Raw genomic sequence first — 19,539 nt, 5'->3', positions numbered from 1 at the left:
AAAAAATTTGTAAACTGAAAAACATGTTAATTGTGATGACACATGTCTCATAGTTGCCATAGCTCCGAGTTTGACGGGCTAAGTTCCGGGTGGAATAGGCTTGTTAAACCTGTGGTCGATGTTAATGACCCGAGGGTGGGATTGGAAATGATCTTGCCTCCCGTGTTTGGAAAGGTGTTCCATGGCTCAATTTGAAGATAATTTTCAGCGTAAATTCTACTATTTACGTCTGTCGTTGACGGACGTATGCAATTTTAAATGTACCTACTGTTTGCCGGATGGATATCAGACTGAGGCTCAGCGCCCCCAGTTTTTATCGTTGCCGGAAATTCAGCGGGTTGTCACCGCATTCGCAAGTTGCGGGACCTCTAAAGTGCGGCTGACCGGTGGTGAGCCGACGCTACGTCGGGATTTCTCCGATATCATTCATCTCGTTTCCTCAACACCCGGCATTGAACAAGTGGCGATGACCACCAATGGGTTTCGTCTGGCAAAATCGGCAGCGGAATGGCTTCAGGCCGGGTTAACCAACATCAATGTCAGTGTTGATAGTCTCGATCCGAGAATGTTCCATCAGATTACCGGTGAAAATAAATACCGGCAGGTCATGGATGGTATTGAACAAGCATTGGCAGTCGGTTTTTCTCAAATCAAAGTGAATGTTGTACTACTGAAGGGGCTGAATGACCGCCAGTTGCCCGCATTTCTGGATTGGATCCGTGATTTGCCCATCCAGCTCCGTTTTATTGAATTGATGCAGACCGGAACTATGGATGATTTCTTCCACCGGCATCATGTCTCGGGGCAGGCCGTTTATCAGCAACTACTCGGTGAAGGATGGATCCCGAAAGTACGCGCTTGTCATGATGGCCCCGCGAAAGTTTTAGCGCATCCCGACTATCAGGGAGAACTTGGTTTCATTATGCCTTATGAAAAGAACTTTTGTGCGAGCTGCAACCGTCTTCGCGTTTCAGCGAAGGGTAAGTTACATCTGTGTCTGTTTGGTGAATCCGGCATTGAATTGCGTGATTTACTCCGGCAAGACGAGCAGCAGTCAGCACTGATTGAGCGGATTCAGCAGGTCTTGGGTGAAAAAGCCGTCAGCCATTTCTTACATGATGGCCATTCAGGCATGACGCCTCACTTAGCATCGATTGGCGGTTAGCCGGTCTTTATCACCAGCCAAACGCATTGAACGGATTGGCCGGAGAGGAAGAATGCTGACAACGAACGTCTGTTTCAACGATGCGACCAACGGGGGACGAAAACGGCTCATATGGCGCATCCAGGACCAACCATGTCGATATTATCAATATCAATGATCAAAATAGGTAAATCTCTATGGGACATGCACAAACCGAATTTAGACCAGCCAAGATTGCGGTCTTAACCGTTTCTGATACCAGAACGGAAGAAAATGATACATCCGGTGGTTATCTGGCCGAACAACTTCAGCAAGTTGGCCATCAGCTCGTCGATAAACAGATTGTGATTGATGATCGCTATAAAATTCGGGCGATTGTTTCACAGTGGATTGCAGATGAAGATGTTCAGGTTGTTTTGATCACCGGTGGGACAGGCTTTACTTCACGAGACAGTACGCCGGAGGCATTGATACCACTATTTGATAAGCAAGTCGAAGGATTTGGTGAGTTATTCCGCATGGTCTCTTATGAAGAAATTGGCACCTCGACAATTCAGTCGCGGGCGATTGCCGGTTTTGCCAACCATACGGTCATTTTTGCCATGCCGGGGTCAACCGGTGCCTGTAAGACTGCCTGGACAAAGATTATTTGTCAGCAGTTGGATGCATCACACCGACCATGCAATTTTATGCCCCATTTATAAACCGCATTGGAGTCAAACATGAGTCAACTCACCCATATTAATGCCGCTGGTGAAGCCAATATGGTGGATGTTTCCGACAAAGCCGATTCAGTTCGGGAAGCTCGGGCCGAAGCGTTGGTTTACATGGCGGAAGAAACATTGCAATTGATACTTTCCGGTCAGCATCATAAAGGCGATGTCTTTGCAACAGCCCGCATTGCTGGGATTCAAGCCGCGAAAAGAACTTGGGAACTGATCCCGCTTTGCCATCCACTGTTGTTATCGAAAGTGGAAGTTCGGTTGACAGCAATCGAGACTGAATCGTGTGTCAGAATCGAATCTTTGTGTCGGTTGAGGGGGAAAACCGGGGTTGAAATGGAAGCTTTGACCGCCGCATCTGTGGCGGCGTTGACGGTTTACGATATGTGCAAGGCTGTTCAGAAGGATATGGTGATTGGCCCGGTGCGATTACTGGAAAAGTCCGGAGGAAAATCAGGGCATTTTAAGGTGGAATCATGATTAAGGTGTTATTTTTTGCCCAGACTCGGGAGCTCGTCGGGCAGGCGGATCTTGAATTACCGTGTACGTTTGCAACCCTTGATGAGTTGCGGGGCGATTTGGCCAAGCGCTCGGGAAAATGGGCTTTGGCAATGGATTCTGAGCGCTTGCTGGCAGCAGTCAATCAAACTATCGTTCCTCTGGATACTGTGCTTCACGATGGTGATGAAGTTGCATTTTTTCCACCGGTAACCGGAGGTTGATATGGGATACTCAGTTGCTGTTCAACAAGATGACTTCTGTGTTGAAGATGAATATCAGGCGTTGTCTCAGGGAGAAGATGCCGGTGCCGTTGTAACATTTGTCGGAAAAGTTCGGGATATGAATCTGGGGAGTCAGGTCACCGGATTACACCTCGAGCACTATCCGGGAATGACAGAAAAAGCGCTGAATACGATTTGTGAGCAAGCGTTACAACGCTGGCCTTTGCTTGCGGTCCGGGTGATTCATCGGATCGGTGATCTGGCGATTGGTGCGCAAATTGTTTTTGTCGGTGTGAGTAGTCACCATCGCGATGCAGCATTTGCTGCCTGTGCCTTTATTATGGATAAGCTGAAAACTCAGGCACCCTTCTGGAAGAAAGAAACAACTAATAGTGGAGAACGCTGGTTAGACAGCCGAGAGTCAGATCGTGCGGCTGCCGAAAAATGGCAATAATTTCCAATAATTATTGTGATTTAACCCCAAGTTCAATTCATTTTATCTTTTTCTAAATATTTTTTGTTTCTCTGTTAACAATGATGAATGAAATTGAGTGATTCTATTTAGCAATTATCTGAAATTAGTCAACACTTACCTTAAAGGCCCAGATGAAAGGCTTGAAGGAGAGAACGATGGAATCACTCAAAGTTAGACATTATATGACACAGCATTCGATTACCTTTAAAGCTGATATGTCATTATCTGCTGCATTGGAAAGAGTCATTGAGTTTAATGATTTTTTTAGTGGTCCGGTGATCGATGATCATGGCAGAGTGATTGGCTTTTTATCGGAGCAGGATCTACTCGATAAATTGGTGAAGGTCAGTTATTTCTGTCAGGACTCTCATATGGTGGGCGACTGCATGACACAAGTGGTTGATACCATCAGTCCGGATTTACCGATTATTGAATTAGCAGGTTATATGCGTGATGGTCGATCAACTTATCCAGTGGTTGAAGATGGCCGGTTAGTCGGTGTAATTAATCGGCGGGCTGTACTGAAAGCGATTAATAAAAATCTGCACAGTTGCTTTAAACGTCAGGTATAAATTCTGCCTATCGAATGAGTTCAACAAGCCTCGAAATGTTATTTCGCAGGCTTTTTTTGTACCCATTTAGGATTTATGTCACATATTGATGAAATATGATGTTATGTGGATTCATTATGTGTGATCTATATTGGCATTTGTGAGCTAAATCTTGGTTAAAGTGCAGTTAGCATTTCATGATACTGAAGTTTGAGTATTTCAACCAAGATTACAATGAAGGAGACAATAATGTCAGATAAAGTTTTTCATCTCGGAGTCACGCAAGAAGATCTGAATGGTGCGACACTGGCAATATTGCCCGGTGATCCTGAACGAGTTAAGAAAATTGCTGACCAGATGGACTCCCCGGAATTTCTGGCGAGTCATCGTGAATTTACGCTGTATCGGGCAAAAGTTGAGGGTAAACCTGTCATTGTTTGTTCAACGGGCATCGGTGGACCATCCACTTCAATTGCGGTAGAAGAGTTGGCACAGTTAGGGGTTCGCAGTTTCTTACGTGTTGGAACCACCGGGGCAATTCAGCCTAATATTCAGATCGGGGATATCATCGTGACGACTGCGGCTGTCCGGTTAGACGGGGCAAGCTTGCATTTTGCACCGATGGAATTTCCGGCGGTGTCAGATTTTGCCGCGATGACAGCATTAAAACAAGCTGCTGATGACGAAGGTGTTCCGGTTCATACGGGGATTACCGCTTCCAGTGATACGTTCTATCCGGGGCAAGAGCGTTATGATACTTATTCGGGTCGTGTCACACGTCGTTTCCAGGGCTCGGTTGAAGAATGGCAAGGAATGGGGGTTCTGAATTTTGAGATGGAATCTGCGACGTTGTTCACCATGTGTGCCAGTGCTGGCTTGCAAGCTGGCTGTGTGGGTGGTGTGATTATCAACCGGACTCTCAAAGAAATTCCTGATCATGCTGTCGTGAAAGAAGTAGAAGCAAAATCGATACGAGTGGTCGTAAAAGCCGCAGCACTCTTGCTTACTTGAGCCACACACCTAAACTTTTCGGGGCGTCATATGCGATGGCATATGACGCCTTTTATTAGTCTAGGCGGTGAGTAACTTTGGGAGCGGCAGATACAGTGTCTCAATGAGCTCTCCCAACATATGATCATACACATGAGCAATACTCAGCGAAATATCAGCGGTCATCTGATACATGGCTTCGGCACCGATATTGTAGTCAGGATGCTTACTCACATCGGATAAAATCGCCAGAGCTTTGGTACATGTCGGGGATGAGATCGATAAAGGGCTCACCATTGTCAACTGGTTCACTTTTCTCGCCAGTATTTCAGCACAATGTTGTAAACGTGTTTGTCCTTCGGGTGTATTCATCTCTTCAATGCAGATTCGGAATTGTGTCAAAGCGTCCATCGCATCAATGACTTGTTGCCAATTCATATGATATTCATCACTCAAATCTTCCCGATTGACTTCAACTAACCAAGCCAGCATGACTTCATCCATGAGAAACATACAGTGGCGGATTGCTTTGCCGTGAATCATTTGATTGCGAGAAATCGTTCGTTCGGACCAGTCCTGCATCAGTGCTTTCAGTTTGAGCTGAAGCACTCGATACATGGGCTTGTTATCAAAATGAGCAATGGAAATGAGGTGAGTGGTTTTCTCATTCAGCAACTCGGCAAGATGCTCAATTTCAATATCTCTGTGCTCACCAAACATCAGCACATGGTGTGTCGCACTCCGGTGTTGGCGGCACAGATGCAAAACCTGACGTAAATCAACAAGCAGCTCATACTTACGTTGCAAAGTAGACTCACGTTGTTTGGCAAGATAAAACATGAATCCGAGTATGCCGACGGAAACCAGCATCGAAATAATGACGAACATAACCAACTCCTTGTCTGTGTAGAGATACCTTGATTTTTGCAGTTGTTGGTTCTTGTGCAGAATAGCGTTGTATGTACTAGAGACATCAGCCAATACAATCAGAAGTAAACAAGCCCAACCCACAAAGGTCAAGACACCTTTGTATCCTTATGGTCAAAAAGAAGCAGAATTAGTGCCAGATTATTTTATTTTTAAAATCATTATCTTAACCTTTCATTTACAATTGTATCGCACCGTTATTGTGCGCAAATGATGATCTTGGGGCGATACGGCTCAGTGTGTGGATGCGTATCGATAAAAAAGGCCTTAACGGTATCTGGTAAGGCCTCTAATAGATTGATAAATATATCAATTTTACATGACTCGCATACCCGGCCGGGCACCTTCATGCGGTTCGAGGATCCAGAGATCTTTTCCACCCGGTCCTGCAGCGAGAATCATGCCTTCAGACATACCAAACTTCATTTTCCGCGGCTTCAGGTTGGCAACCATGACCGTATATTTACCGACGAGCTCTTCAGGCTGATAAGCGGCTTTGATACCGGAAAAGACCTGACGAACTTCGCCACCGATATCTAACTGGAATTTAAGCAGCTTATCTGCTTTGGGCACCGCTTCACAAGATAAGATCTTGGCAATCCGTAAATCAACTTTGGCAAAATCATCAAATTCGATTTCCGGGGCGATTGGGTCTTTGCTGAGTTCCGTCTCTTCCTGAGCGTCCGCTTGAATAATCGCTCTCTCGGCTGCAACTGCTTCTTTCGAGGCCTCGATCATTGCTTCAACCTGTTTTGGATCGATTCGGCTGAAGAGGGCTTTGAAGGTGGCAATCTCATGATCAACCAAAGGTTGCTGGATGTTATCCCAGCTTAGCTCTTGATTGAGGAACGCTTCACTCCGGGCTGCCAGTGCTGGCATCACCGGTTTGAGGTAAGTCATCAGAACACGGAACAGGTTCAGACCCATAGAACAGATCGCTTGAAGTTCCTGTTCTTTACCTTCCTGCTTGGCAATCACCCACGGTGCTTTTTCATCAACATATTGGTTGGCTTTATCCGCCAGTGCGGTGATCTCCCGGATCGCCCGGCCAAACTCTCGGTTCTCATAAAGTTCACCGATATGTTCAGCCGCAGCTATAAACGTCTGATACAGCTCTGGGTCGACACATGTTGCTGCTAGTTGCCCCGCAAAACGTTTGTTGATAAAACCTGCATTGCGTGACGCAAGATTGACGATCTTATTGACGATATCTGAGTTGACCCGTTGGGTAAAATCTTCCAGATTCAGGTCGAGGTCATCAATCCGGTTATTCAGTTTGGCAGCGTAATAATAACGCAGACATTCCGGGTCCAGATGGTCTAAATACGTACTCGCTTTGATGAATGTTCCTTTGGACTTAGACATCTTCGCGCCATTCACCGTGACATAGCCGTGAACATACACGTTGTCCGGCTTACGGAAACCGGCGCCTTCCAACATGGCTGGCCAGAACAGGCTGTGGAAGTAGACAATATCTTTACCGATGAAATGGTAAAGTTCAGCCTGACTGTTTTTGTGCCAGTATTCGTCGAAATCCAGATCATCGCGGCGGTCACATAGATTCTTAAATGACCCCATGTAGCCGATAGGCGCATCGAGCCAGACGTAAAAATATTTACCGGTTTCGCCCGGAATTTCGAAGCCGAAATAGGGTGCATCGCGTGAGATGTCCCATTGTTGCAGACCGGATTCAAACCATTCCTGCATTTTGTTGGCCATTTCTGTTTGCAAAGAACCAGAACGTGTCCACGCTTTCAGCATCTCTTCAAACTGGGGTAAATCAAAGAAGAAATGCTCGGAATCTTTCATGACTGGTGTTGCACCGGACACGGCAGACTTCGGATTGATCAAATCTGTCGGGCTATAGGTTTCACCACAGGCATCACAGTTGTCGCCGTATTGGTCTTCTGAATGACATTTCGGGCAGGTACCTTTGACGAAACGATCAGGCAGAAACATCTGTTTTTCAGGATCATACAACTGGGAAATTGTCCGACTCGAAATAAATCCGTTGGTTTTGAGTTGTTGATAAATCAGCGATGAGAGTTCACGGTTTTCTTCACTGTGCGTGCTGTGATAGTTATCAAAGCTAATATCAAAACCGGCAAAATCTTTCTGGTGTTCCTGACTGACCGAGGCAATCATTTCTTCTGGCGTGATCCCCATCTGCTGAGCTTTCAGCATAATCGGGGTACCGTGTGCATCATCTGCACAGATAAAGTGAATGACATTGCCGCGCAGGCGTTGGTAGCGTACCCAAATATCCGCTTGAATATGCTCCAGCATATGACCTAAGTGGATAGAACCGTTTGCATACGGCAGGGCACAAGTTACCAGAATTTTTCTTGGTTCAGTTGCCATAACTTATCTTTCGCTCTGTCTGTTATACTCGGATGGCCTCAAAATATAGTTGTATGAAAGCTTGGTATGTGATTCTGAGGTTGCCGGAGTGATGTATCAAAAATTTGTGACTGCTAATACTACCTGATGACAGGAATTACGCCAAGGCGTTATTCCTTTATCTTGCAGGGGTTCTGTCTGGTTTACTGTGGTGTTAGCATAGGCTTTTGGCGCTGCCTGATGAACGTGTCATCACAGGTGAGCGTGTCGATTGAAATTATATCCGGTAAAGAAGGTAATCTATGCGGCAGCTTACACCTCCCCAACAACTCTGTGTTTGGTTGAATCAATTCTCTCACCCTTGTCTGCGTTCTGACTGGGCATCCCAGCCGGGGTTGGTTTATACCCATGAAGATAACCACTATCACATTGAAATTCCTTTTGCTGCCAATACGTTGGCGGACGAGTTACGTCAATGGATTGCCGCCCAAACTGAGCGACCAGTCGCGGGTGACATCGACGTGCGTGTTGTGCCGAAAACCTTACAGACTCAGGTCGCTTCTCCTGTCAAAGGCGTTAAAAATATTATCGCGGTTACTTCCGGAAAAGGCGGTGTCGGCAAATCAACCACGGCGGTGAATCTGGCCTTAGGGCTGGCAGCCTCTCATGCCCGTGTCGGAATTTTGGATGCAGATATCTATGGGCCATCGGTTCCGATGATGTTAGGGACAGTGCATGCTGAACTGGAGGTGCGTGATGAACGTTGGATGCAACCGGTGCAGGCACACGGACTTTATTCGCATTCGATCGGTTATCTGATGAATCAGGACGATGCCGCAGTATGGCGCGGTCCGATGGCTTCCAAAGCGTTCCAGCAGTTGCTCAATGAAACCGAATGGCCGTCGTTGGACTATTTGGTGGTGGATATGCCACCGGGCACCGGAGACATTCAACTTACCTTGTCACAGCAGATGCCGCTGACTGGCGCAGTGGTGGTCACCACGCCTCAGGATTTGGCCCTCGCGGATGCCCGCAAAGGTGTGGCGATGTTTGAAAAGGTTAACGTTCCTGTGGTCGGGTTGGTGGAAAATATGAGTTATCACATCTGTAGTCAGTGTGGTCACCGTGAAGACCTCTTCGGCACCGGTGGGGCAGAGAAAATGGCGCAAGAGTACGGATTGAGTCTGTTGGCGCAAATTCCGTTGCATCGACAAGTTCGGGAAGATATTGATATTGGTTGTCCGACCGTTGTCGCGCGACCTGAAAGCGAACATTCTCGTCTTTATCTGGCGATGGCTGAACGGGTTGCCAGCCATTTATATTGGCATGGTCAGGTGGTTCCGGATGCGATCCCCTTCACTCATCTGAGCTGAGTTTTGTATCGATTGGACAGTGATTGTCTGTGTTGAATGCTACTTTGATGAAAGAAAAGATAAATTATGCTTTTTTGACCCTGTGAATCTGGTATCCGGCAGAGCTTGTCTCTATAATCACGCCGGCTTATCTGGTTTCTTTGTCAAATGTATCGAGTGAACAATCATGTCTGATCACAATCAATGCGTCATTATAGGAATTGCTGGCGCTTCTGCCTCAGGGAAAAGTCTGATCGCGAGTACCATATATCGTGAATTGCGAGCCAAAGTCGGCGATCACCAAATCGGTGTGATTACCGAAGATCGCTACTATAAGGATCAAAGTCATCTGAGTATGGAGCAGCGGGTCAAAACCAATTATGACCATCCGAGTGCGCTGGATCATGATCTGTTATGCGAACACTTACAGCAATTGGTGCGGGGGGAGTCGGTCGATGTTCCCGAATATAGCTACACAGAGCATACCCGGACAGAAAATACCCATCATATGAATCCGAAAAAGGTGATTATTCTGGAAGGTATTTTGTTGTTGACTGAGCCGCGTCTGAGAGAATTGATGCACGCGACTATTTTTATGGACACCCCGTTAGATATTTGCCTGCTGCGTCGTGTGAAACGTGATGTTGAAGAGCGGGGGCGGACACTGGATTCGGTGTTGAAACAGTATCAGGAAACGGTCAGACCGATGTTTTTGCAGTTTATCGAGCCGTCTAAACAGTATGCTGACATCATTGTCCCGCGTGGCGGGAAAAACCGGATTGCCATCGATGTGTTGAAAGCACACATCGCTAAGTTGCTCAAATCCTAAGCTTGCGCATCGTCACTGACTTTTTGTTGATATCGGAAATGGCACCAGACAGCGTGCCATTTTTTATTCCTACCATATGATTCTTCCCGCAATATGATTCCCAGCGGTGTACAACGGTTGACGGGGGAGGCTGCTATTTCCTCATTGTTTGTCATTTCTTGACATGAAGCTGACGTTGTTGAGGAAGAGACGAAGTGCATATGGTTGTCATTTGATTATAAAATACCTATGTTAAGAAACATTCTTATCTGTCAATGGTCTTAGTTTTCTCTAAGTGATTAGAAAAATAAGTGTTCAGGAAAATGCCAATGAAAAAATTGTTCCTTGTGATTGTGATAATTTGTGTTGTGATTGCTGCCGGCATCGTCACATTAGTCACGGTAGTTGACCCGAATCAGTTTAAACCGCTGATTGTCGAACAAACGAAAAAAGCAACGGGGATGGATGTTGTGATTGGCGGTGATATCCGCTGGCAGTTTTTTCCTGCAATTGGTTTTCAGATCGATGATGTATCCCTCAAAAATCCGGCAGGCTTTCAGCGGCAAAACTTACTGCATGTATCTCACCTTTCCATTGATGTGGCGGTGATGCCGCTACTGGATAAAGAGCTGGACATCGGCAGTGTCAATCTGGACGGTGCTGACATTCAGATTGAAACATTACGCGACGGCACCACTAATTTAGATAGCCTGTTGAGTCAACAACAGGCAAACCAGCCATCAGATGCTGCACAACAGTCTGATGCCGCCTCCGATGTACAGGCGCAGACTGATGCTGCTCCGACAACCGCGCAATCATGGAAAGTTCGTGTCGCTGGTGTGGATATTCGTGAGGCTCGCGTCTCTGTGCTCAATGAGGCTCAGCCTGAAAATCAACTGGTGCTGAACGATGTGAATCTGACCATTAGTGCTTTTGCGCCGAACCAGTGGACAACGTTTTCTTGGTCGATTCAGGGGAAACGGGCCGTGCAACAGTTCTCGATTGCAGGAGAGGGAGAATTTCGCTTATCCGATGATTATCGCCACTACGCGCTACGCCAGATAGCTGTGAAGGGCAGTTATCAGGATGAAACGAACGATGTGCGTTCCCTGACGTTGTCTTTACCGATGTTCGAAGTCGGTCAGGATGCACCGTTTGAGGTGGCTGTTGTGGGTAAACTTGCCGCCAATGACGTTGATTTTACCGGTAAAGGCACATTGAATCTGGATCAACGCTATCAGCAAATCCGGGTCAGCGGGTTGGATACTCAGTTGAAGCTGGCCGGGACACAACTACCCGTGAGCCCGCTACCGGTTGTTTTACAGGGGAATCTCCGGATAAATCTACCTGACAACCAGCTGGACATGAGCAATTTAAAACTGCAAGTGGCAGATGTGGCACTGCAAGGTAAGACGTCGCTCCATTTGGGAAGTAAACCAGCTATTCGCTTCCTGCTTCAGGGGGATCAGATTGATCTCAGCCCGTTTTTACCGCCTGCGACAGAAACTGCTTCGTCATCGCAGGATGCGCCATCCGCTCAAGCTTCAGTCGCGGCGAATTCGACTACGCAAGCACCGCAAACAGCGTCGGCTCAAGAGCCGGATCTGACAGTTCTCAAAGCATTTGATCTCGATGGAACGTTAAATATTGCCGGGCTTAAAGCGCAGAAACTGACGTTAAATAACTTGGGGATTAAAGTGAATCTGCGTCATGGTGTGCTGACGCTTTCTGAGTTACAGGCTGATTTATATCAAGGCCATTTGCAAGGTAAAGGGGTGCTCAACGCAAGTGTTGTACCTGCTACTTATCAGATGCAGCAATCACTGCAAGGGATTCAAATTCAACCGGTATTACAAGCGCTGGCAGATAATGATCGTCTCGAAGGGAAAGGGTCAGTTGAACTAGATCTGCGCGGCCAAGGATTAAGTGAAAAACGCCTCAAAGAGAACGTTGAAGGGACAGTGAAAATTCAGTTACAGGATGGTGCTGTCAACGGTATCAATATTGCCCGGATCATCCGCCAGGGCTACGCAAAACTGAAAGGGAAACCATTGGATGACACCGAAGGGGTGCAGAAAACGGACTTTAGTGCAGCCAGCGCGACTCTCCATTTAAATCAAGGTGTGGCGACCATCAAAGAGAGCACGTTGCAGTCCCCGTTATTACGGGTGCATACCAAGGGCGATGTGAATTACGTGGCGCAAACAGTGGATGTGGTCGTCCGTGCATCAATTGTCGGGACGTTGAAAGGTCAGGGTGGAAAAGATATCAATGAGTTAAAAGATGTCACCATTCCGATACAGGTGAAGGGAAGCTGGACCCAGCCTAAATATAAGTTGGTGTTTGATGATGTCGCGAAGCAAAAAGTACAAAAAGAACTCGATAGAGGTTTGGAAAAACTGGACGATAAAATCAAAGATGAGAACACCAAAAAAGCGCTGAATAAGTTGCTGAAAGGGCTTTTTTAGCGCCAGCTCGAACTGGTTATTCCGGTTATTCCGGTTATTCCGGTTATTCCATAACTGCGATGAAAATACAGGGACAGGTGCCAAGCCTGTCCCTGTATTGTTCCTTTATGTCGGGATGTCAGGCGGTTTACCAGTCGATCCCTTGCTGCGCTTTCACACCAGCCTGAAAAGCGTGTTTAACATTTTTAACTTCCGAAACGGTATCTGCCAGATCAAGCAGTTCCCGATGCGCGCCACGACCCGTAATAATGACGGTTTGCATCGGCGGACGTTGCTGTAATGCGGTGAGAACCTCTTCCAACGCCACGTAGCCATAACTGACCATGTACGTGAGTTCATCTAACAATACCACGTTGAGTGTTTCATCTTGCAACATCTGCTGGCATTTTTCCCACACGGCCTGTGCGGCGGCAGTATCTGTGGCTTTATTCTGAGTTTCCCAAGTGAATCCGGTTGCCATGACATGGAATGTGACGCCCAATTTTTCCAGTAGATTGCGTTCTCCGTTATCCCATGTGCCTTTAATAAACTGCGCAACGCCGCAATTCAGCCCATGTCCGACGGCTCGGGCAACTGTTCCGAACCCCGATGTTGATTTGCCTTTGCCATTGCCGGTAATCACGATCACAATACCGCGTTCTTCGGTTGCTGATGCAATTTTAGCATCAACTTTTTCTTTGATTCGTTGCTGGCGAGCCTGATAACGATCAGATGGGTTATCTTCATTTGACATGGTGTCAGATTCCTATTTCATGGGCGCAATAACTGTATCATAGCGTAATGATGCGGTAGCAAAAACCATAGGTTCAGTATGGTCAGTGCGAACAGGCTGAGCAATCGGCAAATTTGGGAATTAGGTTGAAACCTGCTAAGTTGATCGAAGCATGATTGAATGTATAAAAGTTATTTGTCAAAAGTAATTCACACAAAGGACAGTCCATGAGTCAACGTAAACCGTCCATTCTGGTGGTCTGTATGGGCAACATTTGTCGTTCCCCGACCGGAGAAGCGGTGCTCAAAGCAAAAGCAGCGCAAATGGGAATCGCCGTTGATGTCGATTCTGCCGGCACCATTGCCTATCATCAGGGAAATCCACCGGATACCCGGGCCCGAATAGCCGGTGAAAAACGTGGCTATAGTTTTGCCGGGATGACTGCCAGACCCGTGACCAGCGATGATTTTGCGCGTTTTGATATGATTCTCGCCGCAGATCGTGACAACCTCGCTGATTTACAGGCCCGATGCCCCGCTCAGTATCAGCATAAGTTATCGCTGTTTCTGAGTCATGGTCAGTCAACTGAATATGAGATTCCAGACCCTTATTACGGGGGAGATGATGGCTTTGAACGCGTGTTGGATTTGTTGGAAGAGTCGGCAGAAGCGGTGTTGAGAAAATTATAATCCGTCATTGGTAAAAAATCCGCCTCTTGGGCGGATTTTTGCATTTACAACAGCGAACAACTTCTGCGCTTAGAAGCTCCGACTGTATTGAAGTCCCGTGAGGACCGCGTCAGCGTGTGTGGTGCCTGTGATCTTGCCGAAAGTCTTGTCTTCAGTCACGGATACATCTTCACCAATTAGGTAAGTGAAGCCAAAATCGATATTCGATTTTTCATCCAAGTGATAAGTGAAACCGGCAGAAAGCCACTGGCGATCTGAGTCAGGTACAGAGATCGAGCGGACATCATCTTGTGCACTAGTGTCGTACATATAACCTGCGCGTAGCGTCCAAGTTCGATTCAGGAAGTAGGTACCACCCAGCGAATAATGCCAGCCATCTTTCCACTGGTATTGGTTAATGATGCCACTGGTATTGGCTGCGAGGACATCGAATTCAGACCACTTAATCCACTGAATACTATAGTGAACAGCGTAATCGCCATTCAAACGGTGATAACCGGAGAATTCGGCAAAATCAGGCAACGGCATCACTACTGTATCGGAGATACTGCCACTGGCTTTGGTATAACCGACATACTCAACATCGCCATCAGCTTTGAGATCCGGACTGTAGTGATAATCGACACCGAAACGGTTGTTCTCATTATATTCATATACGGCACCCAAGTTATAGCCGACAGCCCAGCCATCCGCATCAAGGTCAGTACCGACACCTGAGCTCAAGTTTCTTGCTTGAGCCACAGCCTGTGCCTGCGGACTGAGTGGGCGTTTAAACTTACCTTGCCCGTAGATCAGATCCAAACCGGCACCAAGACTCCATTGTTCATTAATTCGGTAGGAGCCAACGACACCGAAGTTGAAACTTTTCACGTCGGTTTTACCACCGAATTCATAGCCGGCATAGCCGTTATCAAATTCAGTTTTGGTCCCGAAGTTAGAATAGGCGTTGAGTCCCCAGGCAAATTTTTCATTGACCGGAACGACGAGGTAGATATTCGGAGCAAGCGATGTGTCACCGGCACCTGAGTAGTTGGCGCTCGTTTGCGTTTTGGCGATGTTATTGGTATAGGTCGCATCGTCCACATCAATCATCGTGGTGATGCTTTCAACACCAAGTGAAAGGGAAACATCATCAAACAGAGCCATGGCTGCCGGGTTTTTCGCGATGACAGAGGCATTGTCTGCAATCACGGCATCACCGGCAAAGGCACGACCAAGTCCGGTGGCTGACTGTGCATTAAGTTGGAAACCAGCGGCAAAGGACTGCTGAGCGGTCACTGATATTGCCACTGCGATCAGGGTTTTCTGAAACAGGCGCGTGTTGTTCATAAGATAAATTTCCTTTTTTAACGGTCTCTAAATGGACCTTGTTCAGTAAATATCCCTTTTATTAGAGCATTTACTTAGTTGGCGGCTGATACTAGTGACTAGTGTAGGGCATAGAAATCCGACCAGTTTAAATTCATGATGTAAAATTACTGAACTGGTAGCTATATGGCATGAATTTGGGTAAAAAAGTTGCTTTTTAGAGTGTATGCTCTATCAAATTCAGGTGATTTAATCATCAATTTGTCATATTTCTAGTGTTGAATGATAAGGTTATACTGATGGATATATCACCCAGAGCAAAGACGTTGAGTTATCCGTATATGTGGTAAACTTCCATACATTTTTAGGGGTTTTTGCGTGCTTCGGAAAGAACTTAGGCTATTTTTCTGTAAATCAAAACAAAATTGATCTATTTCAAAAATTATTCACAGAAAGTCATTATAGTAGCTCATGTCATCTGGTTAGCCGTCAGGTTAACATGTTGAGCAAGATGACACTTCCTTTTGAAGGCTGACTTTACTTTCTCCTAATCAGGAAACTGATTTTTCAATTGGCGTAAGTTAATTGCTTTATACATTCCAACCACACAGTTTTGTGTGGTTTTTTTTTGCTGCTATATCTGCTTTGATTCCTTCCGTGATGTGATGTCATGCTGTTACCCAATCATTTTTCATCTGAGCCAACCGTGATCAAAATGTACTTAGTCACTCTTTTTGCAAAAGAAAATGTATTTTTGCAACAGAAAATGAATGGGGCGTTTGGCACCTGTTAACAATTTAGCTACAATCCTAACAGGTCAGACCTCTAATCTATAAGGACATCATATGGCGACAAAACTATGCCGGACACATGCTGGAGAGAGGGTCGCGATTGTGAGTGGTATTCGCACCCCTTTTGCCCGTCAGTGGACAGAACTCCGTCAAGTCACTGCGATTGAGTTAGGCACGATGGTGGTGAATGAATTACTGCAACGCACCGGTATTGATAAGCAATTAATCGACCAAGTGGTTTTTGGTCAGGTGATCCAAATGCCGGAAGCCCCCAATATTGCCCGGGAGATCGTGTTGAATGCCGGACTGGATGTTCATACGGATGCCTACAGCGTAACACGCGCCTGTGCGACGAGCTTACAAGCATTGACCGCAGCATCAGAAAGTATTTTGTGCGGTAACGTTGATATTGCCATTGTCGGTGGTGCGGATTCTTCGTCTGTCCTGCCAATCGGAGTGTCTAAAACATTGGCGTCTGCATTATTAGCCAGCTCGAAAGCGAAAACCCTGACGAAAAAGATTCAGGCCTTTAAATATATGAAATTTCGTGATTTATTACCGGTTCCACCTGCAATTGCCGAGTATTCTACCGGTTTGTCGATGGGCGATACGGCTGAGCAAATGGCAAAAACTTATCAAATCAGCCGGGAAGATCAGGATGAACTGGCCTTTCAGTCTCATCAAAAAGCCGCCGCAGCGTGGGCGTCTGGTCAATTGAGTGCTGAAGTGATGACCGCATATCCAAAACCTTATCGCGAGGTGCTGGCTCAGGATAATAACTTACGGGCGGATACCTCCCGTGACGCATACCGTAAATTACGGCCTGCGTTCGATCGTCGTTTCGGGACGGTCACCGCAGCCAACAGTACCCCCTTAACCGACGGTGCCGCAGCGATGTTGATTATGCGTGAGCAGCGCGCGAAAGAATTAGGAGTGCCAGTCTTAGGTTATTTACGCTCTTATGCTTATCAAGCCATCCCGGTCAAACAGGATATGCTGATGGGGCCGGCATATGCGACACCGCTTGCCTTAGAAAGGGCGGGACTGACATTAGCGGATATATCGCTGATCGAAATGCATGAAGCGTTTGCATCTCAGGTGCTGGCAAATCTGAAAATGTTTGCCAGCCCCGGTTTTGCCAAGCAGATTGGACGCAGTCATCCTATCGGAGAGGTCGATATGACACGATTTAATGTGTCTGGCGGATCGATTGCGTATGGCCATCCATTCGCGGCAACGGGGGCCAGACTGGTCACACAATTACTTCATGAGCTGAAGCGCAGAAATGGCGGTTTCGGTTTGGTGACGGCATGTGCTGCGGGTGGTTTAGGGTCTGCATTGGTACTGGAGGTTGATCATGACTGAATTGCATCATTCTGAGCAGGGAAGTTTTCATCTGACGATTGAAGACGATCTTGCTTGGCTGGCGCTGGATGTGCCAGAGGAAAGCATGAATACGCTGAAAGCATCATTTAGCGATGAGATTGACGCCATTCTTGCTGATTTGTCGCAAGCGGAGCAGCGCGTAAAAGGCTTGGTGATTTATTCCCGCAAACCAGATAATTTTATTGCCGGTGCAGACATCACAATGTTCGAGCAGTGCCAATCGGCCGAAGATGCCGCGAGTCTGGCAAAAATGGGACAGGATATTTTTCACAAAATAGAAGCGTTGCCGTTTCCGGTGGTTGCTGCGATTCATGGCGCATGTCTGGGCGGTGGGCTTGAACTGGCATTAGCGTGTGATTATCGGATATGTAGTGATGACCCGGCCACGGCTTTGGGCTTACCAGAAGTTCAACTGGGCTTGTTACCCGGTTCAGGAGGCACACAACGGCTCCCGCGTTTGATTGGATTACTGCCCGCACTCGATCTGATTCTGACGGGTAAAAAAGTCCGGAGTAAAAAAGCATTGAAACTGGGTCTGGTCAATGCTTGTGTCGCGAAGGATGGGCTATTGAATGCGGCGCGGATGATCATCGAAAAACCGACTGACTTTAAGGTCCGCTCAAGCTGGAAAAAGCGGCTGACAAGAAGTGTGCTGGCGTTGAAAACGGTCCGTCATTGGGTGATCGAACAGGCGCGTAAGAAAGCACAGGCGAAGGCGAAGCATCATTATCCGGCGCTTGATACTATCTTAGACGTGATTCAACAAGGGCTCGATGGCGGCATCAGTGTCGGACTAAGCAAAGAGTCTCAGGCGTTTGGTCGCTTGGCGATGACCAGCGAATCTCAGGCACTACGGTCGATTTTTCTTGCCACAACTGCGCTCAAACGGGAAATGAAAGCGGATGAGCGGGGGAAAGCGGTTCAACATGTCTCGATTTTAGGCGGCGGACTGATGGGCGCCGGTATCGGTTATGTCACGGTTGATAAGGCGAAAAAGAGACTCAGGATCAAGGATGTCAGTCATCAGGGCGTGCTGCATGCATTTCAGTATATTTATCAGCGTTTGAATAAAAAATGTCAGCGGAAGTATCTCTCAGAAGCGGATGTGCGGGCAACCATGGCGATGGTGTCCGGCGGTGTTGATTTTTCCGGTTTTGGTGAAACCGATGTGGTGATTGAAGCTGTATTTGAAGATTTAAAACTGAAACAAGAGATGGTGGCATCGGTCGAATCGCATATCGGCGAGCACACGATCTTTGCGTCAAATACCTCGTCGATTCCGATTCACGACATTGCGGCTAATGCCGCCCGACCAGAAAATATCGTCGGTTTACACTATTTTAGCCCGGTAGAGAAAATGCCGCTGGTTGAAGTGATTCCCCATCAGGGAACGGCCCCTGAAACGGTTGCGACGGTTGTCCGGTTAGCCTATCAACAAGGGAAAACTCCGATCATTGTTCAAGACAGTGCCGGATTTTATGTCAATCGTATTCTCGCCCTCTATATTAATGGCGCCGTACAGTGTTTGCTTGATGGTGAGCCGATCGAGAAAATTGATCAGGCGTTGGTCGATTTCGGCTTTCCGGTTGGTCCGATGACGTTACTGGATGAAGTGGGGTTTGATGTGGCCTTTAAGATCTCGCCAATTCTCGTTCAAGAGTTGGGTGAACGCTTCCTCATCCCGTCAGCATTGGAACCGCTCATCAGTGATGGGAGAAAAGGGCGTAAGTCCGGGTTGGGATTCTATCGCTATAAAGGCAAGAAAAAACAGCCGGACCGTTCGATTTACCGTCAGCTAAAAATTCGAGAACAAGTGTCACTCAGTCATCACGATATTGCATTGCGCTGTGTACTGCCGCTGTTAAATGAAGCGGTCATGTGTCTTGAGCAGTCGGTGATTCGCCATGCCCGTGACGGAGATATCGGTGCTATTTTCGGAATCGGTTTCCCACCGTTTTTAGGCGGGCCTTTCCGGTATATGGATCAGATCGGATTACAGCAGATTGTCGAACAAATGCAGAGGCTGTCCGGTGACCTTTGTCAGCCGTGTCCGGCATTAATGGCACGTCTGGAAAATCAGCAGCCATTTTATTCAGAGGAAAGCTATTCAGAGAAAAATCCCGATGAAACATCACAGATTGGTTGAGCAATGAT

At 47.0% G+C, this 19,539-nt stretch carries 18 protein-coding genes and 1 riboswitch; of the genes, 13 read left to right on the top strand and 5 right to left on the bottom strand.

Annotated elements, in window-relative coordinates:
• Positions 1-50 precede the first annotated feature (50 nt).
• Positions 51-193, top strand: a riboswitch (molybdenum cofactor riboswitch).
• Complete coding sequence (gene moaA, locus AC55NX_RS02665) at positions 182-1,165, top strand: GTP 3',8-cyclase MoaA (protein WP_496994341.1); 984 nt, start codon at positions 182-184, stop codon at positions 1,163-1,165. Its footprint overlaps the riboswitch before it by 12 nt.
• Here the strand turns inward: moaA and AC55NX_RS02660 are convergent.
• A complete protein-coding gene (locus AC55NX_RS02660; RefSeq protein ID WP_496994340.1) occupies positions 1,145-1,276 on the bottom strand; it encodes a hypothetical protein in 132 nt (43 codons plus the stop codon). The two genes, moaA and AC55NX_RS02660, sit on opposite strands and share 21 nt — an antisense overlap.
• Before the next feature lie 65 nt (positions 1,277-1,341).
• On the opposite strand from AC55NX_RS02660, the gene moaB reads away from it, so the two are divergent.
• The 6 genes from moaB (at position 1,342) to udp (ending at position 4,625) form a co-directional block, all read left to right on the top strand.
• Entirely contained in the window at positions 1,342-1,848 is a 507-nt protein-coding gene (moaB, locus tag AC55NX_RS02655; protein ID WP_496994339.1) for a molybdenum cofactor biosynthesis protein B, read from the top strand.
• An 18-nt stretch (positions 1,849-1,866) separates the two neighbouring features.
• Positions 1,867-2,346, top strand: coding sequence for a cyclic pyranopterin monophosphate synthase MoaC (gene moaC / locus AC55NX_RS02650; RefSeq protein WP_496994338.1), 480 nt, complete (start codon positions 1,867-1,869; stop codon positions 2,344-2,346).
• Positions 2,343-2,588, top strand: a complete 246-nt coding sequence (gene moaD / locus AC55NX_RS02645; RefSeq protein WP_496994337.1) for a molybdopterin synthase sulfur carrier subunit — start codon at positions 2,343-2,345, stop codon at positions 2,586-2,588. Before moaC ends, moaD begins: the two co-directional genes overlap by 4 nt.
• 1 nt (position 2,589) lies before the next feature.
• Positions 2,590-3,042 (top strand): molybdopterin synthase catalytic subunit MoaE, encoded by a 453-nt coding sequence (gene moaE, locus AC55NX_RS02640; RefSeq protein ID WP_496994336.1) that lies wholly within the window; start codon positions 2,590-2,592, stop codon positions 3,040-3,042.
• A 176-nt stretch (positions 3,043-3,218) separates the two neighbouring features.
• Positions 3,219-3,635, top strand: a complete 417-nt coding sequence (locus tag AC55NX_RS02635) for a CBS domain-containing protein (protein ID WP_496994335.1) — start codon at positions 3,219-3,221, stop codon at positions 3,633-3,635.
• Positions 3,636-3,863: 228 nt separating this feature from the next.
• On the top strand, positions 3,864-4,625 hold the full coding sequence (gene udp, locus AC55NX_RS02630) for a uridine phosphorylase (protein ID WP_496994334.1): 762 nt from the start codon (positions 3,864-3,866) through the stop codon (positions 4,623-4,625).
• A gap of 60 nt (positions 4,626-4,685) precedes the next feature.
• Here udp and AC55NX_RS02625 read toward each other — a convergent pair whose 3' ends face one another.
• Both AC55NX_RS02625 and metG read right to left on the bottom strand, forming a co-directional pair.
• A complete protein-coding gene (locus tag AC55NX_RS02625) occupies positions 4,686-5,492 on the bottom strand; it encodes a hypothetical protein (RefSeq protein ID WP_496994333.1) in 807 nt (268 codons plus the stop codon).
• A 354-nt stretch (positions 5,493-5,846) separates the two neighbouring features.
• Complete coding sequence (gene metG / locus AC55NX_RS02620) at positions 5,847-7,892, bottom strand: methionine--tRNA ligase (RefSeq protein WP_496994332.1); 2,046 nt, start codon at positions 7,890-7,892, stop codon at positions 5,847-5,849.
• 281 nt (positions 7,893-8,173) lie between these two features.
• Here metG and apbC point away from each other — a divergent pair, with 281 nt between their 5' ends.
• The 3 genes from apbC (at position 8,174) to AC55NX_RS02605 (ending at position 12,499) form a co-directional block, all read left to right on the top strand.
• A complete protein-coding gene (apbC, locus tag AC55NX_RS02615) occupies positions 8,174-9,244 on the top strand; it encodes an iron-sulfur cluster carrier protein ApbC (RefSeq protein ID WP_496994331.1) in 1,071 nt (356 codons plus the stop codon).
• A 166-nt stretch (positions 9,245-9,410) separates the two neighbouring features.
• Positions 9,411-10,052, top strand: coding sequence for a uridine kinase (gene udk / locus AC55NX_RS02610; protein WP_059120332.1), 642 nt, complete (start codon positions 9,411-9,413; stop codon positions 10,050-10,052).
• A gap of 308 nt (positions 10,053-10,360) precedes the next feature.
• Entirely contained in the window at positions 10,361-12,499 is a 2,139-nt protein-coding gene (locus AC55NX_RS02605; RefSeq protein WP_496994330.1) for an AsmA family protein, read from the top strand.
• A 127-nt stretch (positions 12,500-12,626) separates the two neighbouring features.
• Here AC55NX_RS02605 and cobO read toward each other — a convergent pair whose 3' ends face one another.
• On the bottom strand, positions 12,627-13,232 hold the full coding sequence (gene cobO, locus AC55NX_RS02600) for a cob(I)yrinic acid a,c-diamide adenosyltransferase (protein WP_496994329.1): 606 nt from the start codon (positions 13,230-13,232) through the stop codon (positions 12,627-12,629).
• Positions 13,233-13,438: 206 nt separating this feature from the next.
• On the opposite strand from cobO, the gene AC55NX_RS02595 reads away from it, so the two are divergent.
• Positions 13,439-13,900, top strand: coding sequence for a low molecular weight protein-tyrosine-phosphatase (locus tag AC55NX_RS02595; protein ID WP_496994328.1), 462 nt, complete (start codon positions 13,439-13,441; stop codon positions 13,898-13,900).
• Between the two features lie 69 nt (positions 13,901-13,969).
• Here AC55NX_RS02595 and AC55NX_RS02590 read toward each other — a convergent pair whose 3' ends face one another.
• Entirely contained in the window at positions 13,970-15,229 is a 1,260-nt protein-coding gene (locus tag AC55NX_RS02590) for an outer membrane protein transport protein (RefSeq protein ID WP_496994327.1), read from the bottom strand.
• An 824-nt stretch (positions 15,230-16,053) separates the two neighbouring features.
• Between AC55NX_RS02590 and fadI the strand changes: the two genes are divergently transcribed.
• Both fadI and fadJ read left to right on the top strand, forming a co-directional pair.
• Complete coding sequence (gene fadI, locus AC55NX_RS02585) at positions 16,054-17,364, top strand: acetyl-CoA C-acyltransferase FadI (RefSeq protein ID WP_496994326.1); 1,311 nt, start codon at positions 16,054-16,056, stop codon at positions 17,362-17,364.
• On the top strand, positions 17,357-19,531 hold the full coding sequence (gene fadJ, locus AC55NX_RS02580; RefSeq protein WP_496994325.1) for a fatty acid oxidation complex subunit alpha FadJ: 2,175 nt from the start codon (positions 17,357-17,359) through the stop codon (positions 19,529-19,531). Before fadI ends, fadJ begins: the two co-directional genes overlap by 8 nt.
• The last annotated feature ends 8 nt before the right edge of the window (positions 19,532-19,539 follow it).

The sequence above is a fragment of the Vibrio rubrogenes genome, from assembly GCF_059641415.1.
The sequence above is the reverse complement of the archived record's forward strand: the minus strand, read 5'-3'. Positions and strand labels throughout refer to the sequence as shown.